Genomic DNA, 26,782 nt, shown 5'->3' on the forward strand with positions numbered 1-26,782 from the left:
CTAACAAACAGCGCAGGCATTGCCTGCCGCCTTGCTCATCCCGACTTCCGGGAATCCTAGCTCAACACTGCCGGATCATCCCGAGCGGTGCCACTGGTGTTTGTGGGCGCTAGATTTGCAGATTTCCGCTCACTGAGGTATGTTTAGCTAAGTTTAGCTAAGGTGAGATGCCATGAAGGTCAATATGCATGAAGCGAAGTCTAATCTATCCAAACTTGGCGAGAAGGTTTGGCAGGGAGAGCGTGTCGTGATTGCCAAAGCTGGAAAGCCTTACCTCGACCTAGTGCCACATAAGGGCGAGCTGAAACCTCGTGAACCTGGACGCTTCAAGGGGCAGATCAAACTTGCCGCTGATTTCAATGAAGAGATTAAAGAGGTTACCTCTGGCTTTGAGGGTGACGAATGAGACGTCTTCTCCTTGATACACACGCACTTCTTTGGTGGCTTGCCGGTGACCCGCAGTTAGGGACTAAAGCGCAGGCAATTATTGCAGACCCTCGCAATGATGTTTTTGTAAGTGCGGCAAGTTCATGGGAAATCGCGATAAAGCAAAATCTGGGAAAGCTTACAGCACCAAAGGGGTTGGCTGGCATCATCGAAGAAGAGGGGTTCTTGGGCTTGTCAATCTCACTCTTCCATGGTGAGCAAGCTGGTTACCTCCCAGAGCATCACAAAGACCCGTTTGACCGAATGTTGATCGCACAAGCACAGGCGGAAGGTTTGGAGATTGTGACCTCTGACGAAAAGTTTGAGGCTTATGGAGTGCGGTTGGTGGGAGCTTCATCATAAAAACGCCCAGCTGAGTGAGCCGGGCGTTTCTGTTGTTTGATCTTAAATAAGCCTATTCTGGGGTGCCCCAGCCGCCGCTGGTTGGGGGGACGACTGTGATGGCTTCGCCGGCTTCCAGAATTGTCTGGTCGCAGCCTTTCAGCTCTTCCATCTGGCCGGAATTGCGGCGCACGTAGGTGCGGCCCTTCTGGCCATCTTCGCCGCCCTGCATGCCTTTTGGAGCGATGGTTCTGTGAGAGGCCAGGATTGCGCAGTCCATCTTTTCCAGGAAGCGGATGGTGCGTTTGGTGCCGTCACCTGCATGCCACTTGCCTTTGCCGCCTGTTTCCTTGCGGATGTGGAAGTCTTCCAGCAGCACAGGATAGCGGAACTCAAGCACTTCAGGGTCGGTGAGGCGAGAGTTGGTCATGTGGACGTGGACGCCATCAGTACCGTTGAAGCCCGGACCTGCCGGAGAGCCGGAGCACAGGGTCTCATAGTACTGGTAGGTGTCATTGCCGAAGGTCAGGTTGTTCATGGACCCTTGCGAGTTTGCCATTGCACCAAGAGCTGCGAACATCGCGTTGGTGATGTGCTGTGAGGTTTCCACGTTGCCTGCCACAACAGCTGCCGGATAATGCGGACGCAGCATGGAGCCTTCCGGCACCACAATGTTGATTGGGCGCAGACAGCCTGCATTCATCGGGATGTGACCTTCGACCATGACGCGGAAGCAATAGAGAACAGCAGCGCGGGTGACGGGTTCCGGTGCGTTGAAGTTGTTTTCTTTCATCGGGCTGGTGCCGGTGAAATCAACGGTTGCTTCGCGCTTGTCCTTATCAACGGTGATCTTGACCTTGATGGTTGAGCCCTGATCCGTTGGGTATTCGTAGGAACTGTCTGCCAGTGCTTCGATCACGCGGCGGACGCTTTCTTCAGCATTGTCCTGCACGTGGCCCATGTAGGCCTGCACGGTTTCCAGACCGAAGTGGTCTGTCATCTTGCGCAGTTCCTGAACGCCCTTCTCATTAGCGGCGATCTGGGCTTTCAGGTCGGCCACGTTCTGGTGAACGTTGCGGACCGGATATTTGTGGTTGGTGAGCAGCTCGACCAACGCTTTTTCGCGGAAGTCGCCCTGGTCCACCAGCTTGAAGTTGTCGATCAAGACGCCTTCTTCATCCACCTTGGTGGCGAGCGGGGTCATGGAGCCCGGAGCGGAGCCGCCGACATCAGCATGGTGACCACGGGAGGCCGCCCAGAACAGGATTTCCTTGCCGTCGTCATCAAACACCGGAGAGACAACGGTGATATCCGGCAAGTGGGTGCCGCCGTTGTAAGGAGCGTTGAGTGCGAATACGTCGCCCGGTTTGATCCTGCCTTTGTTGAGGGAGATGATCGCCTCAACGGAACGGTCCATGGAGCCAAGGTGCACCGGCATGTGCGGTGCGTTGGCAACCAGCGCGCCGTTTTGGTCAAAGACCGCGCAGGAGAAGTCGAGGCGTTCTTTGATGTTTACGGAGTAGGCGGTGTTTTGAAGGGTTACACCCATCTGTTCCGCGATGGACATGAAGAGGTTGTTGAACACTTCCAGCATCACCGGATCTGCGGTGGTGCCGAGAGCGACTTTCCTCTCCAGCGGAATGGTGCGGGTTAGAATGATGTGGTTCTTGGCGTTGACTTGCGCATGCCAGCCCGGTTCCACAACGATGGTGGCGTGAGGCTCCATGATGAGGGCAGGGCCTTGCAGCTTCATACCCGGCTGGAACGCATCGCGCTTGAGGATGGACGCATCCTGCCATTTGCCGTTTGCGTAGAATTGGGTCTGCTCTGCAATTGCCGGGGCATTTGCTGCCAGTGCTTCGTCTGGTTCCTGAAGGCCAGCGCCACCACCAATGGCTTCCACTTCGAGTGCTTCGACCACGATGGTCTTGTTCTCGTAGGCAAAGCCGAACTGTTTGATGTGGTTCTGGGTGAAGGCGGCGACCATGGCATCGAGATCACCGGTGTTCAGATCCACCGCGATTGGGGTGTCGGTGCCGTCATAACGCAGGTGCGCACGCGGAAGGATGGAGAGCTCGTCTTCTGCAACGCCCTGATTTTCGACTTCTGTTTTCGCGTCTGTTGCAAGGCGCTGAGCGAGGTCTGCAAGAGCTGTCAGATTGTCGGTGTCCAGCTCTTTAACGACCGCTTGCTGACGGGTGGCGCGGATATCCGCAAGGCCCATGCCGTAAGCAGAGAGGATGCCGGAGAGCGGGTGCACGATGACGGTTTTCATGCCGAGGCTGTCGGCAACCATGCAGGCGCTCTGGCCGCCAGCACCGCCAAAGCAGGTGAGGGCGTATTCGGTGACGTCATAGCCGCGCTGAACGGAGATCTTCTTGATGGCGTTAGCCATGTTCTCAACGGCGATCTTCTGGAAGCCTTCTGCGACTTCCTCGCCAGTGCGGCCATCACCGATTTCAGCGGCGAGCGCGTTGAAGGCTGCTTTGACTTCTTCGATTGCCAGCGGCTCGTCCTGATCTGGACCGAAGATTTTCGGGAAGTAGGAGGCGTTGAGCTTGGACGTCATGACATTGGCGTCGGTGACGGTGAGTGGGCCACCGCGGCGGTAACACTTCGGTCCCGGGTTTGCTCCAGCGGAATCTGGACCAACCTGGAAGCGACCGTCTTTGTAATGGAGGATTGAACCGCCACCCGCCGCAACGGTGTGGATCATCATCATCGGCGCACGCATGCGAACGCCAGCCACTTCGGTTTCAAAGGCGCGCTCAAACTCGCCGTCGAAGTGGGAGACGTCAGTAGAGGTGCCGCCCATGTCGAAGCCGATGAGTTTTTCGAAGCCCGCCATTTTGGAGGTTTCGACTGCGCCAACAACACCGCCAGCCGGGCCGGAGAGAATAGCGTCTTTGCCCTGGAAGAGGGAGGCGTCGGTCAGACCGCCGGAGGACTGCATGAACATGAGACGGCAGTCGGTGTTCTGGATGTCGAGTTCACCAGCAACCTGATCCACATAGCGGCGCAGGATTGGGGAGAGGTAAGCGTCAACAACAGTCGTGTCACCACGGCCTACCAGCTTCATGAGCGGGGAGACTTCATGGCTGACGGAAATCTGCGGGAAGCCGACCTGCTTCGCGATGTTCGCCAGCTGCTTCTCGTGCTCAGGGAAGGCATAGGCATGCATCAAGACGATAGCGATGGAGCGTGTGCCGTCAGCGTAGGCTGCTTCGAGCTGGGCTTTGATCTGGTCAAGGTCCGGAGCCGCTTCAACAGTGCCATCAGCGCGGACGCGCTCATCAGCTTCCAGAACCTGATCGTAGAGCAGCTCTGGTTTGATGATTTCTTTGGCGAAGATGTCCGGGCGGGCCTGATAGCCGATTTCCAGAGCGTCGCGGAAGCCTTTGGTGATGAGCAGAAGGGTGCGGTCCCCCTTACGTTCCAGCAGTGCGTTGGTGGCGACTGTGGTACCCATCTTTACTGCCCGGATCTGGTCGGACGGGATGCGGGTGTCTTTGGCAACGCCCATGAGGTCGCGAATGCCCTGAATGGCGGCGTCTTTGTAGGCCTCAGGGTTTTCGGAGAGGACTTTATGGGCGCGTATTTCTCCTTGAGGTGTGCGTGCAACGATATCCGTGAAGGTGCCGCCGCGGTCGATCCAGAAGTCCCACTTGCCCATTGTCATGTTTTGTCCCACCTCGATTTGAAATCTTATTCTGTGATACACCTACAAAATGTAGACATATTGTCAATGTGAATATGTGAGAGTCAGGAGAAACGCAGCGATTGGTATTGAAAATTACGTGGACTGGTCTTTTAAGAGAGGTTGTGTGATCTACGTAAACTCTCGACATTATGTTGCGCGAGATGGTGCGAATCTGCGCAATTCTAACTTGGTGGTTGTGAGGTCAAAAATGAGTGATGCTTTAGAGCAGAAAAATACTGGTGGGCTGGGCGTTGGACCGGTCGTGTCCTCATCGCACCTTGCATCGGGTGAATTGCCCGCACTGTCTGAGGTGGAATTTGCGGTGACGATGATGGTGAATGCTTATCATCGTTGGATGGTGCGATGCATGGCAGCTGCAGGACAGGAGGGGTTATCCCCTCTGGAAACGCTTGTGCTTCACTCGGTCAATCACCGTGAGCGATCAAAAACGCTGGCTGATCTGTGTCTCGTTCTGAACATTGAGGACACGCACACGGTGTCTTACGCTTTGAAAAAGCTGGAGAAGGCTGGCCTTGTGCAATCCGGTAAGCGCGGTAAGGAGAAAATTGCCGAGATTACAGAGGAAGGTCGTGCGCTTTGTGATGCTTACAAGCAGCTGCGTGATGCCTTGCTGGTGAAGCCCGTGAAAGAGCTTGGGCTTGATGAAGCCGAGCTGTCCCGGCTTGCATCTGTTTTGCGCAGTGTGTCAGGTCACTACGATCAGGCCGCTCGTTCTGCCGCTGCAATGTAATGTGATCGCAGCGGGAACCAGTTATCGCTTACTCAATCGACATGCTCATTGTGGGCGAGGCCTGTGTCTCCCATGAGCAGTTTGATCCATCCGGGCATCTTACCTGTTCTGCGCAATGCGCCATCTATGGAGAATTCTCCCCCTCCTGTGGTGGTGAAGCTAAGATAAGACGCAAACAAGATCAGCGGCAACTCCCATGAGACGGCTGTGGCAAAGGAGACAAAGCCGTGCTCCAGCGCCCCGCTCAATGTTGCTGCAAACAAGATATAGGCGGCTGCGAAGAAGCAAGAGAGACGGGTGAGCAGCCCGAGGCCGATACCAATTGCAATGGCCAGTTCTGCCAAGCCTGCGGCATCAATAATCATTGCAGGGTCGGGATAACCGAGTAGGGAGAAGAACTCTACATGCTCCATGTAAGGGAGAGACCCGGCAAACAACTTGTCGGTGAAGTGTGGCACCATCACAAAGCCAACCAGAATGCGGAAGAAGGTGAGTTGCCATTGCCAAAGTGTCAGGCCACGGCCTGCGGTCTCAAATGAATTGCGCTGGATTGTGCTGAGGAACCAGATGAGATTGACGAAGAAGGCAAAGGCAAGCGGCCAGCTGAGCAGGTATGCATAATAAAGTGAGGCAATCCGCCAGGCGACAAGTTGGCAGAGCAACATGCACAAAAAGCCGAGTGTGAAGTTTTTCGGCACGACGATTACGACGAAGAAGAATGCCAGTGCAAGCCAGATCAGCATGGGCCGTAATGCAGATTCTGGAATGGGTGACATGAGCACTTCCAGAGAGATGAGTGCGACGACGCCCAGCAAGAGAGCTGTAATGAGGGATTGAAGTAGCTGGAAGAACGACAAGTAGTGGAAGGGCCGTGCAATCTCCGCAAGATCCTCCTCTTCGCTCATGTCCTCAGTATTTGCATTGCTCTTGTCTGCCATAGCTACCTCACAGCGAATCCCAAGCGCGGGTCATTTGTGTCAAGGTAGCGTGCTGCACCTAGCGAGAGATATCCTGCTATTCTCGCTAGGCTTATTTGAGAGGTTATCCGACGTAGGCAGCTTCAATCTGCTTGGCCTCTTGTGTTCCAAGCGTGCAGCGGACATTTGCGTGCGGATTGGCCGGATCAACGTTAGATGGTTTGCCGAAGTAATAACCTTGAACGATATCGCAGCCGCCGGCTCGCAGGATTTGGGCCTGCATTTCTTCTTCAACGCCTTCTGCTGTGATCAATACGTCAAGTGAACGGCCAAGACCGATAATCGCAGCAACAATTGCGTCGGTGTGGGCATCCTTGCCGATGTTCATGATGAAGCTGCGGTCGATCTTAATTTTGTTGAACGGGAAGCGAGAAAGGTAGCTTAGGGAAGAATAGCCAGTGCCGAAGTCATCCATGGCGATGGACACGCCCATGTTCCCGATCTTCTTGAGCGACTTCACCACGCTGGTGGTATCGGCAATCAGAAGGCTTTCGGTGATCTCGATCTCAAGGCGCTCAGGTGCCAGACCAGATTCTTCGAGGGCTTCTGAAATCTTCTGCTCGATCAATCCGGTCTTGAACTGTGCAGGCGAGAAGTTGACGGCGACTTTCAGGCTTGTGTCAGCCCAACTTGCCGCGTCAGTACAAGCTTTTTTGAGCACATATTCGCCGAGCGCTTCAATAAGGCCTGTGTCTTCTGCGATCGGGATGAAGACTTCTGGTGAGATACGGCCTTTTTCCGGATGGACCCAACGAAGCAGGGCTTCAAAAGCTTTGAGTTTGTTGTCTGCCAGACCAACCTGAGCCTGATACACGACTGAGAATCCGTCGAGCTTAAGCGCACGGATCATCTCTGTTTCCAGCTCGCGGCGACGTTCCAGCTCTTCATCCATGCTGGACTCGTACCAGGTGTAAGTGGAGCGGCCACCGTTCTTGGAGCGATAGAGCGCCAGGTCAGCGCAATGGAGGAGCCGGGAAGACCGCCATGCAGCATCGGTTGCCTGAGCGATGCCCATGGATAGAGAGATCTGGATTTCCTTGCTGTCGATGACGCAACTGGAATTGGTGGTTGCCATGGCGCGCTGGGCGAGCACGGTGATGTCGTGGCTGGTGTATTCCCCTTCGATCATCACGGCGAACTCATCGCCAGAAAGACGCGAGACGAGGTGATCGGTGAAGACGAGCCGTAATCGGTCCGAGATGATTTGGAGGAATGTATCGCCAGCTGCATGGCCGTGGTTGTCGTTCACTTCCTTGAACTTATCAACGTCGATGGCAATGACGTAAACATTGGAAGCTGTAATGGATGCTTTGCGGAGTGCCTTGTTTAACTCGTCAGAGAAAACAGCGCGGTTTGGCAAGTGGGTCAGTGGATCGTTGTGCGCGAGGAAGCGGATCGTTTTGGAGGTTTTCCAGCGATCATGCAGTCCTTTCCAAGCGAACATAATAGAGGCGATTGCCACGACGAGCACCAGCAGGAATGCAAAGGCCGATCCAAAGGCGATTGCGTCCATAAACACGACGGTGTTGAGCGTTGGTTTGGTGGTGAAGATAAAGCCGCCACGCGCTTTGTTTTCGTCATTTACATAAGGAATGACGACGCCAAATTTTGGTATCCGCCATTCAAGCCAGTTGAAGTTGGAGTAAATTACCAACTGTCCTGAGTTGAGTGCAGAGTGCCAGGCGTCATAAGCGGATGGATCGGACAGAATTTCGTTTACGCGGTCATTGGTCATATTCCGCGGATGGACAGCCAATGGACGACCGGGAGCGTTGACGACCAGAAGTTCGAACTCTTCAAACTGTTCAACCAGTGCCTGCTTGACTGCGGTGGCTTTGGTTGCAGGCAGTTTCCAGCTTGAAGAGATGATTTCTGTGGTTGGGGCAGAGCTGGACCCGCGCAGGCCGAAATTTAACGGGGAAGAGGAATCCTTTTGTCCCGTGTCTTCATTGGAAGGGGCCTCGAAAGGGTGGTGTGAATTGATGATGTTGTTCGCAGTATGGAATTCTTTTTGAGCTTCACTCTTGAATAAATAATATAAAGTCGCTTGATCAATGGCATAAAAGCTTGTGGCAATGGCACCAATCACAGCAAACACTATGCCGGCGTAAAGTAATTTACGATGTGGAGGTATCGTTTCCACTTGAAATCCCCATCCCGAAACGCACGAAATAATGTGCGCTGGCAGCAGGCAACTGAGAAGTTAGTTGGCGCTGTTGCCTGTATGTGTACTTAATTAATAGCGAATATATCTGTAAAACATTACCCATATGTTTCGCGGGGCGATATTTTGAGGTCAAGCTTGACTGAGGCTTGAACTGAAATCATGCAATGGGCACTTATAGATAGCAGTGGGCAAATAAAACCCAAGGGAAACAAACTATTCAGATTGATAAATAATTTGTTAGGTATAAACCTGATTTGCGGTGACTAATTATTTTGCTGTCTTTTCCGGCGAAATTGTCAAGCAGATTGAACTAGAGAGCAGGATGCCAATGAATTTTTGGGGCAGCTTTGACAAGATTGTAGGTGCACTGCAAACCGGTGGTGCCCAGTTGGTTGACCGGCTGCAGCAGCTTGTTCAGTCAGTTGGTGAAGCGCGCCGGAATGTTGCCTTTACGGTCGCTATGATTGCCTTGTCTGCGAAAATGGCAAAAGCCGATGGTGTTGTGACCCATGACGAAGTGATCGCATTTTACGATCTGTTTGAGATGCCAGAGGGTGAGGAGCGCAACGTTTCGCGCCTCTTCCAACTGGCTCAGCAGGACGTAGCGGGCTTTGAGACCTACGCTTCCAAACTCTCTGTGTTGTTTGCTGAAGATGAGACGACGCGTACGGATGTGCTGGATGGCCTCTTTTATATAGCCAAGGCAGATGGCGTTATTCATGAGAGAGAAGTTGCCTATCTCAGCCGGATTGCCGAAATCTTTGGAATTGATGCCGTTGGCTTTTCGCAGATTAAAGCCCGTCATATAAGAGGAGATGGAGATCCCTATCTGGTTCTCGGCATTGATATGGCGGCGAGTGATGAAGACGTGCGCTCCTGCTATCGCAAGCAAGTCCGGGAGACACATCCTGATCGGTTGATTGGTCGAGGTGTCCCTGAGGAGTTCGTCAAGATCGCCAGCGATAAACTGGTCGCATTGAATAAAGCGTATGAGCAGATCTGCGCGGAACGAGGAATATGAGCGTTAAAACTGAATGCGCAGTGCCTGCGCGTCTTCGTCCATCTCCCAATCACAACGAGCGCCGCGTTCCTGCCGTTGATATGTTGATCTTGCATTACACGGCGATGGAAAGTGCTGAGAAGGCTGTGTCCTGGCTGTGTGATCCGCGCTCAGAAGTTTCCTGCCACTATCTGGTTGATGAACTGGGCATGGTTACGCAGATGGTGCCGGAAAGTCGCCGGGCCTGGCATGCCGGTGTTTCCAGCTGGAAGGGTGAGGATGACCTTAACTCCCGCAGCATTGGAATCGAGATTTCCAATCTGGGGGATCAGGAAGAGGGTACGCAAGGCTATCCTGATGTGCAGATTGAAGCTGTGATTGCTCTCGCCAAGGATATCTGTGAACGCAACAGTATTTCACCAGAACGGGTGCTCGGGCATTCTGATGTTGCTCCGTCCCGTAAACAGGATCCGGGCCGTCATTTTCCCTGGGCGCGGTTGGCCGAGGCTGGTGTCGGGCATTTTATTGAGCCGGTGGAGCTTGAGGCTTCGAGCTTCTTTCAGGAGGGGGACGAAGGGCAGCCGATTGAAGCTCTACAGTCGCTTCTGGGGCTCTATGGGTATGATGTGTTGGTCAGTGGCGTGTTTGATGAGAAGACCAAATATGCCGTTGAGGCGTTTCAGCGCCACTTCCGTCCTGCAAAAGTCGATGGAATTGCTGATGCGCAGACCATTGCGACACTGCATAGCCTGCTGAAAAAGCTAAAATCCTTCTGATTGTGATAGATGTCATTGAAATATCAGTAAAATGGGGTCTAATACGTAATAGGAGTACGATTTGATTACGTAGGGGAATGACTCTGTTTTGCTGAAAAGTTTCCTTAAGTAAGGCTGATGTGCCCTGCGTCAGCCCTTTTTGTGCCATAAACTAAGGTTTATGCCAGTTTTTAAACATTAAAATTGTAACTTTTCGTGATCAGACCTGTCTGATTTTCGTCTCATCTTCTGAAGATAAACACTCCTGCTCAAAACATGATTGCCAGGAAATGAAGATGAACCTTACAAAAATAAAAAATAACGTAGTAATCCCCGTTCTTGCTGCAAGTGTTATGCTCGGCGGTGTTGTGAATACCAATGTCTTCTCTGATGAAGCCGCAGCGGCTACTAAAAAGGGTAGCTACGTTAAGCTGATCGAACAGAAAGCCAAGAAGCACGGCGTTCCGCACCACATTGCGAAGGCTGTTGTTGAAGTGGAAAGTAATTTTAACGCAAGAGCGCGTGGCCGTGCCGGTGAAGTTGGTCTCATGCAGATTAAGCCATCTACCGCACGTGGTATGGGTTATCGTGGTTCGACCAAAGCTCTTTATAAACCAGAGAACAACATCGAATGGGGCATGCGATATCTGGCTGGTGCTTATAAGCGCGCTGGCGGAGATCTGTGCGGAACCATTTTGCGATACAACGCTGGCCATTATGCCAAGCGTATGAACCGGATTAGTGCCAAGTACTGCAAGCGCGTTAAGGATATTATGGCACGCAGCTAAATGCATCTTGCATATTCGGGCGGGGGACTGTAAGTTCCCATTCAAAGTTTCTTAGAATTTTACGAATGTCTGACCGACGGTCAGTCTGTCTGCAAGGACATATCAGGGTGGTTGACCGGGCAAAGTCAACCACCCTAACTCTTAAAATTTTAGGCGAATTCCCCGAAAATTAGGCGAACTTTCGAGCTGCATTTGTTGGCGAAGCGGGCACCTTCACGCCATCCAGTAGTTTCCCATCATCAATCGGTTGACCGAGTGACGTTGTGACCGGAACAACGCCAGCCCAATAGGGCAGCGCGTAATCCTCCGCATCGTCGACTGGAGCGCCCTGACGGATTTTTGCTGAGGCGTGTTCGATCTCGATAGCGATAACACCTGTTGAGATCTGTTCCTTCTCCGTCATCGGGCGGACCTCATCCCATCTGCCAGGCAGAAGGTGTTCGGTGATTGCTTTGAGGGAGTCCCATGCTTCCTGATGGTCGGTGACAAGGCGGGCAGTGCCGTGAATGACGGCGGTTCGGTAGTTGACGGAATGGTGGAAAGCTGACCGCGCAGCAACAATGCCGTCAATGAGTGTGAATGTGAGACAGACTTGGGAGTCTTTGCTCATTTTCTTCACGATCCGCGCTGCTTTCGCGCCGTGAATGTAGATGGTGCGGTCTATGACCGCAAAAGCCATGGGAATGACCATTGGGCGGTCTTCATCCATGAAGCCGACATGGACGACGAGGGAGCTCTCCAGAATTGGGAGGATTGTGTTCCAATCATAATCCGCGCGCAGACTTGTTCTGACACGAGCAAATTTAGGTGGCTTGGTTTCACGAGTGCTGGTGCTTAGCGCTGCTTCAAGTGTCATTTCTGCTGTCATTGTCTTAACCGTCTCTGGTCCCCGGTTTTGAGCGAAATCGGCAATATGGGGCCAGTTGGCCCGGCAAGTGGTTTGAGTTTGTGCTCTGACTGCTTGCCGGGTTTTCTGTTTCATTTGTGCACGTTACCCTCGCTGCGGGGCGAAGAAGTATTGTGCTGATCTGTATTCTCTGCAAAACTGGTCCCTCATATAGATCCGCTTAATCTAATTGTGGGGTGCCAGTTGTTTGAGTATGTTGTGATGATCAATCGCGAGGTCAGCACTCCGCTGTCGAGCCAGATTTATCAGCAGTACCGGGATGCAATTCTGAAGCGGCGTATTCCTGAAGGAGAGCGGTTGCCCAGCTCACGTCAGTTGGCGACCAGTCTTTCTGTTTCTCGCAACACAGTGAACACAGCCTATGATTTGCTGCGCTCCGAAGGGCTGGTGGACGTGCGGTCTGGTGCACGGCCTGAAGTGGTGGCCTTGCCTGAGGTTGAAGGGGCTGTTGTTGCAGGACCTGTTCGTGAAACGACACCTCCACTTTCATCGCGTGGCAAGCGATTTTCTTGTAATCATCGTTACACAAGCCCGTCGGGGCGGGGTGTTGCCATGCAACCGGGTGAACCTTCACGAGAGCTGTTTCCCAAAGAGCAGTGGGCACGGAGTTTGCGGCGTGCTGCGCGGCTGCTCAATGGCAATGCGCTGGGATACGAGCATACTTCTGGCTTGCCTGAGTTGCAGCGGGTACTGGCGCAATATCTGGCACAGGAGCGCGGGGTGATCTGCTCTCCTGAGCAGGTTCTTGCCTTTCCGACCACACAATCAGCGCTCTCGCTCATGTCTCAGTGCTTTTCTGAGGAAGGGGACGTGGCACTGCTTGAGGAGCCGGGGTATCTGGGGGCGCGATCAGCCTTTTTTGCTGCCGGTTTGAAGGTGCAAGCTTTAACAGAGATCAATCAGGTTTCACGTGCCTCTTTGATCTATGTGACGCCTTCGCACCAATACCCAACTGGCCGACGCATGGAGATGAGTGAGCGACTTATGTTGCTTAAACAGGCTCACGACAAAGGTGCGGTGATTTTCGAAGATGATTACGACAGTGAGTTCTTGTTTGAAGGGCGGCCGATTGCAGCGCTTCAGGGGCTGAGTGATCGACACTCTGTGATCTATATCGGTACCTCTGCAAAGTCGCTCATGCCGGGTATTCGGCTTGCTTATGCTGTTGTTCCTAAAGAGCATGTGGTGGGTTTGGAGTTGGCGCAGCGGGCATCGGGTGCACTGGCTAATGTGCATGTACAGATGGCCTTTGCAGATTTTATCGAGAGCGGGCACTTTCGGGCGCATCTGAACAAGATCCGAAGTGCTTACCATGAAAACGGTGTTGCGCTATGCCAGTTGATCGGGGAGCGTTTTGGCAATCAGGTTGGTGTTTCCATGCCAACCGGAGGCTTACAGACTTGCCTCTATCTGCCGGAGACCTGCGATGATGTGGCTGTTGCGGACCTGATGAACCAGAAAGGTTTTGGGGTTAATCCGCTTTCCATATTTTATCTTGGTGCACCGCAGAAGGGGCTTGTTGTTGGGTTTGCAGAGGCGAATGAGAAGCTGCGGAGTGGCTTTGTTCAAGCTCTTGAGCAAGCAATGGAACTGAGCGGAGATCGTGTGCAAGCGTAATTCTTTGCTTGACCTTTTTCCTTAGGCTCCGTAGTTCAGGTGCACCAGTCGGCCGGACGGTTGCTGCTGCAAGTGTCGAAAGGCCGCAGTGGAGGAAAGTCCGGGCTCCATGGAGACACGGTGCCGGATAACGTCCGGCGAGGGTGACCTTAGGGAAAGTGCCGCAGAAAGCAAACCGCCAGTGCATGCATTGGTAAGGGTGAAAGGGTGGGGTAAGAGCCCACCGCGTTTTTGGCAACAAAAACGGCATGGTAAACCCCACCGGGAGCAAGACCGAATAGGGGCGGCGCGGAAGTTTACTTCCAGTCATGTTTCCAGACCTGACCGCCCGGGTGGGTCGCTAGAGGTGTTCAGCAATGGGCATCCCAGATGAATTGCCGTCGCGTACAAGGGTAACACCTTGTGCCTTACAAAACCCGGCTTACAGGCCGACTGGTATTTTTCTTTATACATCGCTTGTCAGCAGCTTGTAGCCTGCAAAGGTGAAGAAGCTGCCGAGCAGTCCTTCGATCCATCTCCGAGCCTTTCGGTGTGCTGCGCTTGTGAAGGCGCGGCAAATTTGGAGCGGATTGTAGCCCGTTAGCGGTGCTGTCGTATGATCAGCCAGATTGCCTTGTTGCTGTGATGACCAGTTCGCGAATGTTTACGGTTTGGGGCTGGTTGTAGGCAAATAGGGTCGTGTCGGCCACGTTTTGTGGGTCAAGTGCACCACCGATTTGCCGTTTCTGTTCTTCGTAGTCTTCGCGGATTTTTGCATCGCGTGTGCTGGAAGGGAGGGGTGTTTCAACCAGACCTGGTACGATGGTGATGACACGGACGTTGTGGCCTGCCACCTCTTGCCGTAATGCTTCGCTGAGGCCGTGGATTGCGACCTTCGTGGCGCCATAAGCCGCACGCATTGGGAAGGACTTCTTCGCAGTCATGGACCCTATGTTGATGATGGTGCCAGAGCCGCGTTGGTACATTGCTGGCAGCACTGCGTGGATGCCGTTGAAGACACCGCGCAGGTTCACGTCAATCATTGTCTCCCAATCTTCTGGATTTTGATCTTTTAGCTCGCTCAGGAACATGCAGCCTGCGTTGTTGATGATGGCATCTGCCGGGCCTAAAGCTTGCTCGGCATGACGGATGGCCTTGATCATGTGCTCTCGGTTTGTGACGTCGACTTTGCTGCAGATCGTGTTGGGAAGGTCCATCGCCATCATGGGTTCCGTGCGTCTTGCCAAGAGCAACAGAGGGTGCCCGTCTTTGCTGAAGGTTTTTGCAAGGGCTGCGCCGATGCCTGAGCTGGCACCTGTGATCACAACAAGAGGCTTCGTCATGGGTCTGCTTATGTTCCGATCATTGTGAGCGGGATGATCTTTCAATTCATTAGCCAAAATAGTTTTCTGAAGCTTGTTGGGAGCGCGTAAAGTTTGCTTCTATTCGTTGGTGTGCCACACTCGGCGCGTTGGGGCTTATTGGTTTGTTGGAGATGCTGGAATGCTGTTGGGGGAGTCGAGTTCCACTTTGATACCGGAAATGGTGACGATCCCTGCCGGTGTCCTTCTTCAGAAAGATGATCGTAAAAGGGAGCGATGGACAGCTCAGGTTCAGACGTTTGATACTTCGAAATATCTGGTTACACAGGAGCTGTATGCGTCTGTTCTGGATGAGCGGCCCTCTCAGTTTACTGGTGATGATTTGCCCGTTGACTCTGTCAGCTGGTTTGATGCGGTCAGGTTTTGTAATGGCCTTTCTGAGCGGTATGGCCTGAAGCCTTACTACCTTGAGCATGGGGACGGGCTGGTTGATCGGTGCGCCATAAGCGATGGGTATCGTCTGCTGACAGATGCTGAGTGGGAGTATGCGTGTCGTGCTGGTTCTCAAGGACCCCGCTATGGTGCGCTTGAAGATATCGGGTGGTTTGCCGAAAACTCAGCTGGAACTCCGCAGGCAGTAGGGTGCAAAGAGCCGAATGAGTTTGGGCTCTATGATATGCTGGGCAATGTTTGGGAGTGGTGTTGGGATCTTTATGATCCAGCTGTTTATGGAGAGTACCGCGTGTTTAAAGGTGGTGGTTGGGCAGATGATGAACGGGGTTGCCTTGTCACCAACAGACGGCGCAGTCACCCAACCTTTCGTGTTGAGGACCTGGGTTTTCGTGTTGCGCGGTCAATAAAGTAGGTTGCTTACTGGCAAGGAAGCCTCTGTCCAAGAAAAACACCGGTATTGTCTTGCAAGCTTGACTGCTCCAACGCAATCAATTACCCAAGATCTGATTTATGTATACAGTGGAATACAAAATGGATTTTTGGGTTTGGGTTTCTTTTGTGCTGATTTCTGCGGCGAATATTGTGACGCCGGGGCCAGCGATCCTTAATACCGTGCGACGGGCTGCGCAGTTGGGGATGGGGCGGGTTCTACCGACTATTCTCGGCAATACCCTTGGGCTTGCGATTGCTGGTGCATTTTGCGCGGGTGGTGTGGTGAGTTTTGTGCTCACCTCTGAGATTTTGTGGAGTGTGTTCCGATGGATGGGTGTTGGGTATCTGGTCTGGCTTGGGCTTAAGTTTGTCTTCAAGCGTGAGGAGATTGATTTATCAGGGGATGTCAGCGTTTCTGTATCTGGATTGACACTGTTCTGGGAAGCGTTTTTGCTGGCGGTGACCAACCCAAAAGCGATCCTGTTTTTTGTTGCTCTGTTCCCACAAGTTATGAGCTCTGAGTTGGCCCTGCTGCCACAGGCCAGTATTCTTGTTGCAACGTTTTGCGGAATCTCTGTCCTATCTTTAAGCGGGTATTCTGCGTTGGCCTCGTTGTTACGGGCGCGCTTTATTACTCAGGCTCGGTATCGCCGGTTCCGTGTGTTGTCGGGCTTTGTTCTTTTTGGGTTTGCAGGGAAAATTGCGAGCGAGGTGCGGTAAAAGCGGTTTGCTTTTGCTCCTATGGCAGTGTTCCAACTTGAAAGTTGATGGGGCTTCGCGCAGATAGAAGGTAACTGCAAGGAGATCTTCTATGAGAACAGAATTTGATCAGGAACTGGAAGAGCGCCTCGTTCGCTATGCGGCTATTGATAGCCAGAGCAATGAGACGTGCCCGGAGTCCCCAAGCTCTCAGATCCAGCTTGATGTACAAAAGGTGCTGCGTGCTGAGCTGATGGAGATTGGTGCCAGTGACGTTGAGCTGACTGAATACGGCGTTGTTCTTGCCACTATTCCTGCGACTATCCAGACTGATGCTCCCGTGATTGGCCTGCTGGCGCACGTGGACACCGCCCCGGCCTACCATGCTGAGGGTGTGAAGCCACGCGTTCACCGTGCTTATGATGGCTCAGCAATTTCCTTCCCGGATGCCTCTGAGTTGTCCCTGTCTCCTGAGAACTCCCGTTATCTTGGTGAGAAAATCGGTGATGATATTATCACCGCCAGTGGAAGTACGTTGCTGGGTGCGGATGACAAGGCCGGTGTTGCGATCATCATGTGTCTTGCTCGTCATCTGCTGGCAAACCCGCAGATCCCTCATGGCAAACTTCGTATTGCGTTTACGCCGGATGAAGAAATCGGGCGCGGTGTGCATGACAAGTTGCCTGGCGCTCTGGGTGCGGATTTTGCTTACACGCTGGATGGCGGCAAAGTGGGCGAGCTGAACTATGAGAACTTCTGTGCTGATGGTGCGACGGTAAAGATCACTGGCGTTTCTGTACATCCTGGTTATGCGAAGGATAAGCTGGTCAATGCGTTGCATCTGGCAGGCAAGATCATCACCATGCTGCCACATGCGACGATGACACCTGAGACCACTGATGGTCGTGATGGCTTTATCTTTATTGCCGACATGGCGGGGAATGCAGCTGAAGCGGAGCTGCATTTTGTGCTGCGTGATTTTGAGCTGGAAGGTCTGGAAGCGAAAGCTGATCTGCTGGAGCAGGTATGTGCTGCAGTTCAGGCTACTGAGCCGCGTGCTTCCATCTCTTGTGAGGTCAAAGAACAGTATCGCAACATGCACCATTGGCTGCGTGATGATATGACCCCAGTTGAGCTTGCTAAGGCAGCTTATGAGGACATGGGCTTGAGTGTATCTGCCAAGCCGATCCGTGGTGGAACCGATGGGTCTGTGCTGACCGCGAAGGGGACATCCTGTCCGAACATCTTCACCGGCATGCAGGAAATCCATGGGCCGCTGGAATGGATCAGCGTGCAGGACATGGCATGTGCGATGCAGGTGTGCCTTAAGCTTGTTGAGCGCGCTGCGAAGTAAGAGGCTCCTAAAAACCGCTTCATGAGAATATGAAACCGTCGGCTACTTTGTCGGCGGTTTTTTCTTTGCTGGTTTCCTTCTGTCTGATGCCTTGAGCATGCGTTGGAAGGAAGGGCACTCCATGTGGCTTGGGGCAGGGCAGTCGGCCACGTGGTGCAGGACATCGCGCAGGGCTGTGAGTTCCTTGATTTGCTCATCAATCAGATCGGCACGTTCACGGATCTGCTCTCGCGGGATCTGGAGCTGACCCTTTTCAGAAAACATGCCTGCAATCTCTGTCAGTGAAAATCCACCAGCCTTGGCGAGTGTGATCAGAGAGAGTTTCGTCAGGATCTGCGGCTCGTACTGACGTCGGAGACCGTGCCGCGTTATGGACTGAATGAGTCCGACTTCCTCATAATATCGCAGTGTGGAGGGCTTTACGCCTGAGCGTTCGGTGATCTCTCCAATATCTAGCAGTTTCATACTTGACCTCAAGTTGGCTTGAAGTCGTATCCTGATCTCAACAGGGTAATTTTGCAAGAGGATAAGCAAATGAAACAAGTGCACGTGGAGCCCGAACAACAGGTCTGGAAAGACCCCAGAGCGATTGCTCTTTTAATGGCGGCTACTTTAACGGTCATGGCGAACGCAACGATCAGTCCTGCTCTTGCTGGATTGGAGGAGATGTTCCGGGATGATCCAAATGTTCTTTGGTTGTCCCGGCTTCTGGTCTCAACGCCTTCGCTGACTGTCGTTATCTGCGCCCCGCTGGCTGGAGTGATCGCAGATCGCTATGGTCGGCGAGCACTGTTGCTTACAGGTGTCCTGCTGTTTGCTGTGATGGGAAGTGCCGGCATGATCCTGCCGGACCTGACGAGTATATTGATGAGCCGGTTGGGTCTTGGCATTGCGGTTGCCATGGTGATGACGGCGCAAACAGCTTTGATCGGTGACTACTTTGTCGGCAACCAGCGCAGCTCTCTGATGGGGCTACAGACGTCGGCTCGTAACTTTGGCGGTTTTCTCTTTATCTCAATGGCTGGTTTGCTGGCTGTTACTTCTCCGCGGTTGCCGTTTGCAATTTATGGGCTTGCGTTGCTCATGGTGCCGTTTTTGTGGCGTTATCTCAGCGAACCGGTGAAGCACTCTGCAGCTGCAAAGAAAACTGCAAGTGCAGAAAGTGACGGTTCTCCGGCCTGGGTCTGGCTGTTGACGGCATTGGCTTTACTGCAAATGCTGACTAATATGATCTTCTTCCTCATGCCGACACAGCTGCCGTTCTTTCTGGATGCTCAAGGTTATGACAGTGCGACTATGACAGGTGCTGCGCTAGGTGCGTTGATGTTGACTGGTGGCACGGCAGCTCTGCTTTACGGGCGGATTAAAGCGCGTGTTGGTTACAGTGGGGCATTTACGCTGGCCTACGGATTTATGGCGATTGGGCTGATGTTGCTGACCCTTCAGCAAACCTGGAGCGTGTTCCTGGGGACCGCTGCGATGGGTGCCGGGTACGCGCTTGCGATGCCGAACTTTCCAGCTATTGCGCTTCAGGTGGCTCCGAGTTCGCGGCGTGGTATGGCAGGTGGGGTTCTGACTTCCTCTGTTTTCCTTGGCCAGTTCCTCTCTGTTTTTGTCAGCATTCCTTTGATTGCTGCGGTTGGATTTGCCGGGACGTTTCGGATTGTGGCTACTGCGCTGACCTGCATGGCGCTTATCGGCTTACTCGTCTTTATCTGGCGCTCAGTTCGTAAGGCAGCAACAGCGTTTGTGCGAATGGAAAACTGAGTGTAACGGGCTTACGAGAGCGTCAGCTTTTAGATGTGTTATGCGCATTTTTTGTTGATGCTCTCGATCGCTCTGGAATAGTACGTAGACCGTGCAAAACGAAACTGTCATGGTGCTCTGATTGCCGCAAAATATATGCGGCGGGATGAGCGCTTAAAGCAGTGAGAGCGAGCCGGAATAAGGTAAGCAGCTTTAGGCGATGTAATGCCTTTGACATGCAAGACATGTAAGAGCAAAGGCATAACTGAAAGCAGTGCCTTTTGAGGCCTTATCTTGGAATAGCCGCATGAGTGATTTGCCGGTTTTAGGCGCAGCAATGTGCGTCAAACATCTTCCCCAACATCGTGAATGGTTGCTGGAGCTGCCTCGGGATCTTGAGCTGCAGGATTTCTATAATTGGAACTTGCTGGACAATGGGTGTGATGACTTGGTCGCAGAAGCAAAGAAGCTTCTGGATGGACATGAGGGGCGCCTCGGTCTGCATGGCCCGTTCTGGAATCTGGACCTTTCTGCGGCTGATCCGCTGTTTCAGCAGGCTGTTCGCAAGCGTCTGGATCAAGGTATTGAGTTGTGTGCCAAAATGGGTGCAGACCAGATGGTGCTGCACAGTCCTTACACGATCTGGGATCACAACAACCTCGATCTTTATGACAATGGTCGTCAGATGAAGCTGGAAATGATCCATGCGAACCTGAAGGATGTTGTTGCCAAGGCGGAGGACATGGGCTGTGTCATCGTGTTGGAGAACATCGAAGACCTGGACCCGTCCTACCGGGTGGAGATCCTGAAGAGTTTTGAGAGTGAAGCTCTGGCGCTTTCGATTGATACCGGACATGCTCACTACATGCACTCCTGCTATGGCGCGCCGCCGGTTGATTACTTCATCAAGTCAGCAGGCGATGCTTTGCAGCATGTGCATATTCAGGACATTGATGGTCATGCTGACCGCCACTGGAATCCGGGTGAGGGTTCTATTCCGTGGGAGCCTCTGTTTGCAGAACTGGCAAAACTGAAGAGCAACCCACGCCTGATCCTTGAGATCATGGATGAGACCACTTTGCGCAAAGGCGCAGACTATCTGGTTGGGTTGGGTCTCGCCAGATAACGGGAGGTTTGCTCCCTGTGATGAGATATGGGGTCGGCAGTGCTGCCGGCCTCCTTTGTTTGAGCGATCAAAGTAACCAGTAAAACCAATTGTGATCGCAGTGTGTGACGTGCCTTCCCAGTGCGATTTATCGACTCAGGACAATCGTGGGTAGGTATGGGAAACTGCCCCACCGTCCTCAGAATGGGCATGGAATTTCATGGTCCGGCATGGGAAAAACGGGGTTTAGCCAAGGCTAATAGGTTAAAATCACTAGAGCCAATCGGCGAAATTCTTTCTTCGACCTCTGTAAAAACTGTGAGTACTTCTGGTTGTAATCGTATTTTGGATGCGTGTAACTCGCAGAAATCCCTGCGTAAACTCCTATCAATACTTCGTTTACCATAATTGGTGATAACTAGCAGATGTTAAGGGGCATTCTTTTCGGTTTGGGCTGGTGGGTTCATTGACGTCCCATGCTATCCCATGGTATCCCATAGGCTCCCGGGATATTCCGGTTTGTACTTCAGTAATCTTGTTGTTTTTGCCTGATTTGAGCGCTGGCTCTCCAAGGAGTGGAGAGTTGTTTGATGTGCCGCTGACAGATCAAGAAGATCTGGCTCATTAAAGAGGGGACCAATGGCTGGTTTTGTTTCGCACTTCACCAATCGGGTGGATGCAAAGGGTCGTGTATCGATCCCTGCACCCTTTCGTGCGGCGTTGGCGAAAGACGGCTTTGAGGGTCTCTACTGCTTCCCATCTCCTTTTCAGGAGGCGGTTGATGCAGGCGGTAACGGACTGACAGCGGAAATCCAGAAACGACTTGATGCGTTTTCAACGCTCTCAATGGAGTACGACGCTCTGTCCACGGCGCTTTACGGCGCAAGTGAAACCCTTAAAATTGATCGGGATGGCCGGATTGTTCTTTCTGAGATGATCCGTAACCACACCGGCATTGATGGTGAAGTCACGTTTGTTGGGCAGGGGTTTAAGTTTCAGATTTGGGAACCGACAAGGTTCTCCAAGCACCGCGACGAGGCCATGAAGCGGGCGCTTGCAGTATTGTCTTCCGGCGGTGCGCCGGGGACAGCAGCCGGAGGGGCACTATGATGACGGGCGGCGACGGAGACAAATCCGGTATCGCTGGCGGACCAGCGCGTCACATTCCAGTCCTTCTGGAACGGGTGCGGGAGGCAATGGCCCCCGCGCCGGGTGATGTGATTATTGACGGTACGTTCGGTGCCGGTGGTTACTCAAGGGCTTTTCTTGAGGCTGGAGCCAGTGTGATTGGTGTTGATCGGGATCCAGATGCGATCCGTGACGGTCGCGTTTTGGAGCAAGAGTCCGATGGACGCTTGCAGCTGGTGCACGGTCAGTTTGTTGATCTTGAAGACCATGCACGTGCGCTTGGCTATGATGCTGTTGATGGCGTGGTGATGGATCTTGGCGTGTCTTCCATGCAGTTGGATCAGGCGGAGCGTGGTTTCTCGTTCCGGTTTGATGGACCGCTGGATATGCGCATGGAGCAGGATGGTCCAAGTGCGGCGGATGTGGTGAATACCATGGAGCGTCAGCACTTGACGCGCATCATTGGGATGCTTGGCGAAGAAAAGCGTGCTTCCAGTGTTTCCCATGCCATTTGTCAGGCGCGCGAAGAGAAGCCATTTGAGACGACGCTTGAGCTTGCTCGCGTTATCGAGAAGGTGGTGAAGCGTAATCCTAAGAAGGCCAGCATTCATCCGGCAACGCGGACCTTTCAGGCGCTACGTATCTATGTGAATGGTGAGTTGCATCAGGCGGCTGGGGCTCTTGCGGCAGCGGAACGGATTTTGCGTCCGGGTGGGCGTCTGGTTGTTGTGACGTTCCATAGTCTGGAAGATCGTATTGTGAAGCGGTTCCTTGCGGATCGCTGCAAGACCCGCGGTGGCGGATCCCGCCATATGCCGGAGATGGATATTCCTCCTCCGACTTTCGAATTTATCGTGAAGGGCAATCAGGATGCCAGCGTTGAGGAGATTACTGATAATCCTCGCGCACGTTCTGCTCGTTTGAGAGCTGGGCGGCGGTTGGATACGCCTTCGCGGGAGTTAGATATTCATGCGGCAGGCGTTCCGCGCCTTGCTTCATTCCACGGTCTAGGAGGCTAAGCTATGCTGCGCTTCGTAAATCTGTTCTTTATTGTTGCGGTGGTTATTGGTGCTGCGCTCGTTTACGACATCAAGATGTCTAACGAAAACCTTGCCGATCAGGTGCGTCAGCTTTCTGCTGAGATTGCCAAGGAAAAAGACGATATCCGTTACTACAAAGCCCAGTGGAGTGTGCTTAATCAGCCAGGGCGTTTGCAGGGTATCGTTGATCGTTACAACGATATTTTGAAGCTTGAGCCACTACGTGCGGAACAGATCACGACACTGAAGGCGTTGCCGGTTAGACCTGTTCTGATGGAGCCAGTCTCTGCTGATGCGATGAGCGGTTACGCCAGTCGCGTTACATCTGTACAGTAAGGGAGGGGCTCGTGGCCAGGAAAGCTGACAGCTCCTTTTTGCGGCGGTCTAATGTGAACCAAAAGCATGGCACAAGTGCGATCCGGCTACGTGGTCCGGGACGCTCGCGCATTTTCTTTGCGATGACTATCTTTGTGTTTGTGTACGGAGCTATTGCTGGTCGTCTGATCCTGCTTGGTTTGCAGGATGGGGACCCTGCTGAGCGGTTCCTTGCTGCGCAGAGTTCTGTTGCTCAAGCGCGCCCTGATATTGTTGACCGTAATGGTGAAATCCTCGCGACCGATATCAAGAGTGCTGCGCTTTATGCTGAGCCGCGCAAGATCCCTGATACAGATGAAGTCTTTGACGGGCTGATCTCTGTTTTGCCGGAGCTGGATACGCCATCCATCAAGAAGCGTCTTGAGAGCAATGCGCTGTTTACGTGGCTCAAGCGTGAGATCTCCGTTGAGCAGCGACAGGCCATTCATGCGCTGGGTCTGCCGGGTGTTGGCTTCCGTGAGAGTAATAAGCGGTTTTATCCAGGTGGTCAGACGGTCAGTCATATTCTTGGAACTGTGAATGTCGACAACCAGGGCCTCTCTGGTATGGAGAAGTATGTCGATCAGGCGTGGTTGAAGGATCTGCAAGATCTTGGCTTTACGCAGGATCGGACCATGGAGCCCGTCAAGCTTTCGGTTGATCTGCGTGTTCAGCATGCAGTGCGTGATGAGTTGCGCCGTTCCATGGAGTACTACAAGGCCAAAGCGGCCATGGGTGTGGTGCTGAAAACGGACACCGGTGAAGTGATCGCCATGACGTCGCTGCCGGATTTTGACCCGAACAACCGTCAGCAAGCGCTTGAAAAAGAACGTATGAACCGGGTGACTGGTGGTGTGTTTGAGATGGGCTCCATCTTCAAGGGTATTACCATTGCGATGGCGCTGGATAGTGGCAAGGTGAAGCTGGAAGATGGCTTTGATGCCACCAAACCTATCCGTGTTGCAGGTCAGAAGATCGATGACTTCCACGGGAAGCGCCGTGTTTTGTCCGTGCCTGAAGTTTTCATTTACTCCTCCAATATCGGCACCATCAAAGTCATGCAGAAAGCTGGCATTGAGGAGCAGAAGGCGTTTTTGAAAAAGATTGGGCTGACCCAGAAAATGAAGACCGAGATACCGGGCGTTGCGCGGCCTCTGCTTCCACCGAAGTGGAATGACCTTGCTGCAATGACGATCTCTTTTGGTCATGGCTTGGGCATCACGCCGCTGCAGATGGCTGTTGCGGGTGCGACGCTGGTCAATGGCGGTAAATATCTTGAACCAACGTTCCTGCCTCGCAGTGAGGAAGAAGCTGACAAGCTTGCTAAACAGGTTCTGAAACCACAAACCAGCGAGATCCTTCGGTATCTCAACCGTGAAAATGTCCTGCGTGGATCCGGGCGGCGTGCTGCTGTGCCGGGTTATGATGTTGGCGGTAAGACTGGAACAGCGCAGAAAGTTGTGAATGGCCGTTATGCTGAAGGTGTTTATCTGAACTCCTTTATGTCGGCGTTCCCGATGTCCAATCCTGAGTATCTCGTTTTGATTGTTTTGGATGAGCCACAAGCCGTGGAAGGGCAACGTTATTCTACTGCAGGGTGGAATGCTGTGCCAACCACTGCATCTGTTATCCGCAGAATTGCACCAATGCTCGGCGTGGTGCCTGATTTCGCAGATGACGCAGAAACAATTCCGGTTTCCTATCAGAACCGGAACTAAACAGGAGAATTGATTGAGGCAATACACGGAGATTTTGGGGAAATATGAAGACAACTGTCCTCCAAATCTGGTTTGCCACATTCATGTCTCATAGGCCGGACATATCGACGCTATGTTGCTTAAAGACCTTACAAAACAAGAGATAATCTCCGCCGAGGGCGATGGGCCAGACGGGGTTGATACTCTTAATATTTCGGGGCTTACTGCTGATAGTCGAGCAGTGGAGCCCGGTTTTGTTTTTGCTGCCCTTAAGGGCGCGAAAGTTGATGGTGCGCAGTTTATCGAGCAAGCCGTGGACGCGGGTGCTGCTGCCATTTTGATTGATGCGGACAGACTTTCTGATGATATTCGCAAGCAAGCCAAACAGGTTCCGCTGATCGCTGCACAAGATGCGCGCCGGGAACTTGCTTTGATGGCGGCTGCTTTCTCTGGCAAACAGCCTGAGAAGATGGTTGCTGTGACAGGCACTGCGGGCAAAACGTCTGTTGCTGTTTTCGTGCGTCAGATCTTTGAATATGCCGGGCTGGTTTCTGCCAGTCTTGGAACCATTGGTACTGTCACATCGACAGGGCAGAGCTATGGCGGCTTGACCACACCTGACCCTGTGTCTTTGCATGAAGACCTTAAGCGTCTGGCAGAGGATGGGATTACCCATGCGGCCCTGGAGGCGTCCAGTCACGGGTTGGACCAGCATCGTCTTGATGGCGTGCACATTGTTGCAGCTGGCTTTACCAACCTTGGCCGAGACCACATGGACTACCACCCAACGGTGGAAGACTACCTTCAGGCAAAATTGCGTTTGTTCCGCGATCTTTTGCCGGATGATGGTGTGGTTGTTGTTGATCCGGAAACGCAATTTGCTGACCGCGTTCTGGCGATTGCGGAAGAGCGCGGCCTCAAGACGTTTACGACTGGTGTTTTTGGCGATGATCTGAAAGTGCTTAGCGTTCAGCCAGAGGGCTTCAGTCAGGTTCTTGAGCTGGAAACGGCTGAGGGTGTGTTCTCTGTCGCCTTGCCGTTGGCAGGTGATTTTCAGGTGAGCAATGCCCTGATTGCTGCGGGGCTGGCTATTTCTGCTGGTGTGGAGCTTCAAACTGTTCTTGAAGCGCTGACTGTGCTGCGTGGTGCACCGGGCCGGATTGAGCATGTAGGTACACGTGAAAACGGCGCTCTGGTGTTTGTTGATTATGCTCATAAGCCGGAAGCGCTGGAGAATGTGCTTGCAGCCTTGCGCCCATTTGCGGCTGGTCGCCTGATCAGTGTGCTGGGGTGTGGCGGTGATCGGGATGCGGGTAAACGTCCGTTGATGGGCGAGATTTCTGCTCGTCTTGCTGATGTTTCCATTGTGACTGATGATAATCCGCGCACGGAAGATCCTGATAAAATTCGCGAAGAGATTGTTGCTGCTTGTCCTGCGGCCCTTGAGATTGGGGATCGTGCACTTGCCATCCGCCAGGCGGTGAAGATGCTGCAAGAAGGCGATGTGCTTTGTGTGGCCGGTAAGGGGCATGAAACAGGGCAGATTGTTGGAACGGAAGTTCTGCCTTTCTCCGACCATGAAGAAATCCAGAAAGCGCTTGCAGAAGCTTCTGCTGAAAATGGTGGGCCTCCTGTTGCTGAGAGTGATCTGCCTGAGATCTCACTTGATCTGGATGAGATGGACCTGCTGGCTGACGAAGGTGATGAGCTGGCAGCTGCAGAAGCGCTGGATGATGATGATCTGTTGGCTGCGGTGCAGGCTGGTGTTGAGGAGCTGGAAGATACTCTGCCGGAAAATCGTGATGATGCACGTGATCAAGAGGAAGAAGACTGGCTGGCGCTGGAAGAAGATGTTCTGGGCGCTGATGATCTTGCAGATGCGGAACTGGCTGATGTTGAAAGCCATGACCCTGATTTTGGCAAGGATGGCTTCCCCAATGTTGCGGAAGATACACCGGATGCACTTGAAGACGAGCTGCTGGGTGATCTAGCGGCTATCGAAGCCGAAGCCGAAGCCGAAGCCGAAGCCGAAGCCGAAGCCGA

The 26,782-nt window shown here is 53.0% G+C and carries 22 protein-coding genes, 1 other RNA gene and 1 pseudogene; 18 read left to right on the forward strand and 6 right to left on the reverse strand.

The window, feature by feature from the left end; all coding sequences use genetic code 11:
• Positions 1 to 172 precede the first annotated feature (172 nt).
• Complete coding sequence (locus tag PsW64_RS08820) at positions 173 to 406, forward strand: type II toxin-antitoxin system Phd/YefM family antitoxin (protein ID WP_063303385.1); 234 nt, start codon at positions 173 to 175, stop codon at positions 404 to 406.
• The gene (locus PsW64_RS08825) at positions 403 to 789 is read left to right on the forward strand and encodes a type II toxin-antitoxin system VapC family toxin (protein ID WP_063303386.1); all 387 of its coding nucleotides are present in this window, start codon (positions 403 to 405) and stop codon (positions 787 to 789) included. The genes PsW64_RS08820 and PsW64_RS08825 overlap by 4 nt, the downstream gene beginning before the upstream one ends.
• Positions 790 to 841: 52 nt before the next feature.
• Here the strand turns inward: PsW64_RS08825 and PsW64_RS08830 are convergent, their stop codons facing one another.
• Positions 842 to 4,441 (reverse strand): hydantoinase B/oxoprolinase family protein, encoded by a 3,600-nt coding sequence (locus PsW64_RS08830; protein ID WP_082831064.1) that lies wholly within the window; start codon positions 4,439 to 4,441, stop codon positions 842 to 844.
• Positions 4,442 to 4,676: 235 nt separating this feature from the next.
• On the opposite strand from PsW64_RS08830, the gene PsW64_RS08835 reads away from it, so the two are divergent.
• A complete protein-coding gene (locus PsW64_RS08835; RefSeq protein ID WP_057465707.1) occupies positions 4,677 to 5,219 on the forward strand; it encodes a winged helix DNA-binding protein in 543 nt (180 codons plus the stop codon).
• Between the two features lie 32 nt (positions 5,220 to 5,251).
• Here the strand turns inward: PsW64_RS08835 and PsW64_RS08840 are convergent, their stop codons facing one another.
• On the reverse strand, positions 5,252 to 6,157 hold the full coding sequence (locus PsW64_RS08840) for a DoxX family protein (RefSeq protein WP_063289959.1): 906 nt from the start codon (positions 6,155 to 6,157) through the stop codon (positions 5,252 to 5,254).
• 103 nt (positions 6,158 to 6,260) lie between these two features.
• Positions 6,261 to 8,339 (reverse strand): putative bifunctional diguanylate cyclase/phosphodiesterase, encoded by a 2,079-nt coding sequence (locus PsW64_RS08845; RefSeq protein ID WP_208980673.1) that lies wholly within the window; start codon positions 8,337 to 8,339, stop codon positions 6,261 to 6,263.
• A gap of 352 nt (positions 8,340 to 8,691) precedes the next feature.
• Between PsW64_RS08845 and PsW64_RS08850 the strand changes: the two genes are divergently transcribed.
• The 3 genes from PsW64_RS08850 (at position 8,692) to PsW64_RS08860 (ending at position 10,906) form a co-directional block, all read left to right on the forward strand.
• A complete protein-coding gene (locus tag PsW64_RS08850; protein WP_063303388.1) occupies positions 8,692 to 9,384 on the forward strand; it encodes a J domain-containing protein in 693 nt (230 codons plus the stop codon).
• A complete protein-coding gene (locus tag PsW64_RS08855) occupies positions 9,381 to 10,139 on the forward strand; it encodes a peptidoglycan recognition protein family protein (RefSeq protein WP_057465710.1) in 759 nt (252 codons plus the stop codon). The genes PsW64_RS08850 and PsW64_RS08855 overlap by 4 nt, the downstream gene beginning before the upstream one ends.
• A 269-nt stretch (positions 10,140 to 10,408) precedes the next feature.
• Entirely contained in the window at positions 10,409 to 10,906 is a 498-nt protein-coding gene (locus PsW64_RS08860; protein WP_057465711.1) for a lytic transglycosylase domain-containing protein, read from the forward strand.
• A 169-nt stretch (positions 10,907 to 11,075) separates the two neighbouring features.
• Here the strand turns inward: PsW64_RS08860 and PsW64_RS08865 are convergent, their stop codons facing one another.
• The gene (locus PsW64_RS08865) at positions 11,076 to 11,888 is read right to left on the reverse strand and encodes a pyridoxamine 5'-phosphate oxidase family protein (RefSeq protein ID WP_244273491.1); all 813 of its coding nucleotides are present in this window, start codon (positions 11,886 to 11,888) and stop codon (positions 11,076 to 11,078) included.
• Between the two features lie 108 nt (positions 11,889 to 11,996).
• On the opposite strand from PsW64_RS08865, the gene pdxR reads away from it, so the two are divergent.
• A complete protein-coding gene (gene pdxR, locus PsW64_RS08870) occupies positions 11,997 to 13,430 on the forward strand; it encodes a MocR-like pyridoxine biosynthesis transcription factor PdxR (RefSeq protein WP_208980674.1) in 1,434 nt (477 codons plus the stop codon).
• A 44-nt stretch (positions 13,431 to 13,474) separates the two neighbouring features.
• Positions 13,475 to 13,870: RNase P RNA component class A (gene rnpB, locus PsW64_RS08875), an RNA gene on the forward strand.
• A 159-nt stretch (positions 13,871 to 14,029) separates the two neighbouring features.
• On the opposite strand, the gene PsW64_RS08880 is transcribed toward rnpB, so the two are convergent.
• Entirely contained in the window at positions 14,030 to 14,752 is a 723-nt protein-coding gene (locus tag PsW64_RS08880; protein ID WP_063303389.1) for an SDR family oxidoreductase, read from the reverse strand.
• Between the two features lie 160 nt (positions 14,753 to 14,912).
• On the opposite strand from PsW64_RS08880, the gene PsW64_RS08885 reads away from it, so the two are divergent.
• The 3 genes from PsW64_RS08885 to pepT all read left to right on the forward strand — a co-directional run bounded on the left by PsW64_RS08885 (position 14,913) and on the right by pepT (position 17,669).
• On the forward strand, positions 14,913 to 15,596 hold the full coding sequence (locus PsW64_RS08885; RefSeq protein WP_057465714.1) for a formylglycine-generating enzyme family protein: 684 nt from the start codon (positions 14,913 to 14,915) through the stop codon (positions 15,594 to 15,596).
• A 119-nt stretch (positions 15,597 to 15,715) separates the two neighbouring features.
• Complete coding sequence (locus PsW64_RS08890) at positions 15,716 to 16,336, forward strand: LysE family translocator (protein ID WP_208980675.1); 621 nt, start codon at positions 15,716 to 15,718, stop codon at positions 16,334 to 16,336.
• A gap of 91 nt (positions 16,337 to 16,427) precedes the next feature.
• A complete protein-coding gene (gene pepT, locus PsW64_RS08895) occupies positions 16,428 to 17,669 on the forward strand; it encodes a peptidase T (RefSeq protein ID WP_063303390.1) in 1,242 nt (413 codons plus the stop codon).
• Positions 17,670 to 17,711: 42 nt separating this feature from the next.
• Here the strand turns inward: pepT and PsW64_RS08900 are convergent, their stop codons facing one another.
• Positions 17,712 to 18,134: a helix-turn-helix domain-containing protein gene (locus PsW64_RS08900; RefSeq protein WP_057465717.1), complete on the reverse strand. Its 423-nt coding sequence runs from the start codon at positions 18,132 to 18,134 to the stop codon at positions 17,712 to 17,714.
• A 69-nt stretch (positions 18,135 to 18,203) separates the two neighbouring features.
• On the opposite strand from PsW64_RS08900, the gene PsW64_RS08905 reads away from it, so the two are divergent.
• From PsW64_RS08905 to PsW64_RS27870, 7 genes and pseudogenes are all read left to right on the forward strand, one after another.
• Entirely contained in the window at positions 18,204 to 19,436 is a 1,233-nt protein-coding gene (locus tag PsW64_RS08905; RefSeq protein WP_063303391.1) for an MFS transporter, read from the forward strand.
• A 286-nt stretch (positions 19,437 to 19,722) separates the two neighbouring features.
• Positions 19,723 to 20,541 (forward strand): sugar phosphate isomerase/epimerase family protein, encoded by an 819-nt coding sequence (locus PsW64_RS08910; protein ID WP_063293909.1) that lies wholly within the window; start codon positions 19,723 to 19,725, stop codon positions 20,539 to 20,541.
• A gap of 618 nt (positions 20,542 to 21,159) precedes the next feature.
• Entirely contained in the window at positions 21,160 to 21,630 is a 471-nt protein-coding gene (locus PsW64_RS08915; protein ID WP_057465720.1) for a division/cell wall cluster transcriptional repressor MraZ, read from the forward strand.
• Positions 21,630 to 22,667, forward strand: a complete 1,038-nt coding sequence (gene rsmH / locus PsW64_RS08920; RefSeq protein ID WP_193757776.1) for a 16S rRNA (cytosine(1402)-N(4))-methyltransferase RsmH — start codon at positions 21,630 to 21,632, stop codon at positions 22,665 to 22,667. Before PsW64_RS08915 ends, rsmH begins: the two co-directional genes overlap by 1 nt.
• Before the next feature lie 3 nt (positions 22,668 to 22,670).
• Positions 22,671 to 23,024: a cell division protein FtsL gene (gene ftsL, locus PsW64_RS08925; RefSeq protein WP_057465722.1), complete on the forward strand. Its 354-nt coding sequence runs from the start codon at positions 22,671 to 22,673 to the stop codon at positions 23,022 to 23,024.
• 11 nt (positions 23,025 to 23,035) lie between these two features.
• Entirely contained in the window at positions 23,036 to 24,760 is a 1,725-nt protein-coding gene (locus tag PsW64_RS08930; RefSeq protein WP_063293907.1) for a peptidoglycan D,D-transpeptidase FtsI family protein, read from the forward strand.
• 112 nt (positions 24,761 to 24,872) lie between these two features.
• Positions 24,873 to 26,354, forward strand: a pseudogene (locus PsW64_RS27870) (UDP-N-acetylmuramoyl-L-alanyl-D-glutamate--2,6-diaminopimelate ligase); the annotation flags it as partial.
• Positions 26,355 to 26,782: the final 428 nt, after the last annotated feature.

Origin of the sequence: Pseudovibrio sp. W64 (assembly GCF_001623145.1) — a bacterium.
GTDB lineage: Bacteria > Pseudomonadota > Alphaproteobacteria > Rhizobiales > Stappiaceae > Pseudovibrio.

Excerpts from the sequence above, each read along its gene's own strand:
- PsW64_RS08915 (WP_057465720.1), top strand. The coding sequence starts at position 21,160 with ATGGCTGGTTTTGTTTCGCACTTCACCAATCGGGTGGATGCAAAGGGT.
- PsW64_RS08860 (WP_057465711.1), top strand. The coding sequence starts at position 10,409 with ATGAAGATGAACCTTACAAAAATAAAAAATAACGTAGTAATCCCCGTT.
- PsW64_RS08890 (WP_208980675.1), top strand. The coding sequence starts at position 15,716 with ATGGATTTTTGGGTTTGGGTTTCTTTTGTGCTGATTTCTGCGGCGAAT.
- PsW64_RS08880 (WP_063303389.1), bottom strand. The coding sequence starts at position 14,752 with ATGACGAAGCCTCTTGTTGTGATCACAGGTGCCAGCTCAGGCATCGGC.
- PsW64_RS08905 (WP_063303391.1), top strand. The coding sequence starts at position 18,204 with ATGAAACAAGTGCACGTGGAGCCCGAACAACAGGTCTGGAAAGACCCC.
- ftsL (WP_057465722.1), top strand. The coding sequence starts at position 22,671 with ATGCTGCGCTTCGTAAATCTGTTCTTTATTGTTGCGGTGGTTATTGGT.
- rsmH (WP_193757776.1), top strand. The coding sequence starts at position 21,630 with ATGACGGGCGGCGACGGAGACAAATCCGGTATCGCTGGCGGACCAGCG.
- PsW64_RS08830 (WP_082831064.1), bottom strand. The coding sequence starts at position 4,441 with ATGGGCAAGTGGGACTTCTGGATCGACCGCGGCGGCACCTTCACGGAT.
- PsW64_RS08840 (WP_063289959.1), bottom strand. The coding sequence starts at position 6,157 with ATGGCAGACAAGAGCAATGCAAATACTGAGGACATGAGCGAAGAGGAG.
- PsW64_RS08885 (WP_057465714.1), top strand. The coding sequence starts at position 14,913 with ATGCTGTTGGGGGAGTCGAGTTCCACTTTGATACCGGAAATGGTGACG.
- PsW64_RS08855 (WP_057465710.1), top strand. The coding sequence starts at position 9,381 with ATGAGCGTTAAAACTGAATGCGCAGTGCCTGCGCGTCTTCGTCCATCT.
- PsW64_RS08865 (WP_244273491.1), bottom strand. The coding sequence starts at position 11,888 with ATGAAACAGAAAACCCGGCAAGCAGTCAGAGCACAAACTCAAACCACT.
- PsW64_RS08900 (WP_057465717.1), bottom strand. The coding sequence starts at position 18,134 with ATGAAACTGCTAGATATTGGAGAGATCACCGAACGCTCAGGCGTAAAG.
- PsW64_RS08835 (WP_057465707.1), top strand. The coding sequence starts at position 4,677 with ATGAGTGATGCTTTAGAGCAGAAAAATACTGGTGGGCTGGGCGTTGGA.
- pepT (WP_063303390.1), top strand. The coding sequence starts at position 16,428 with ATGAGAACAGAATTTGATCAGGAACTGGAAGAGCGCCTCGTTCGCTAT.
- PsW64_RS08850 (WP_063303388.1), top strand. The coding sequence starts at position 8,692 with ATGAATTTTTGGGGCAGCTTTGACAAGATTGTAGGTGCACTGCAAACC.
- PsW64_RS08825 (WP_063303386.1), top strand. The coding sequence starts at position 403 with ATGAGACGTCTTCTCCTTGATACACACGCACTTCTTTGGTGGCTTGCC.
- PsW64_RS08820 (WP_063303385.1), top strand. The coding sequence starts at position 173 with ATGAAGGTCAATATGCATGAAGCGAAGTCTAATCTATCCAAACTTGGC.
- PsW64_RS08910 (WP_063293909.1), top strand. The coding sequence starts at position 19,723 with ATGAGTGATTTGCCGGTTTTAGGCGCAGCAATGTGCGTCAAACATCTT.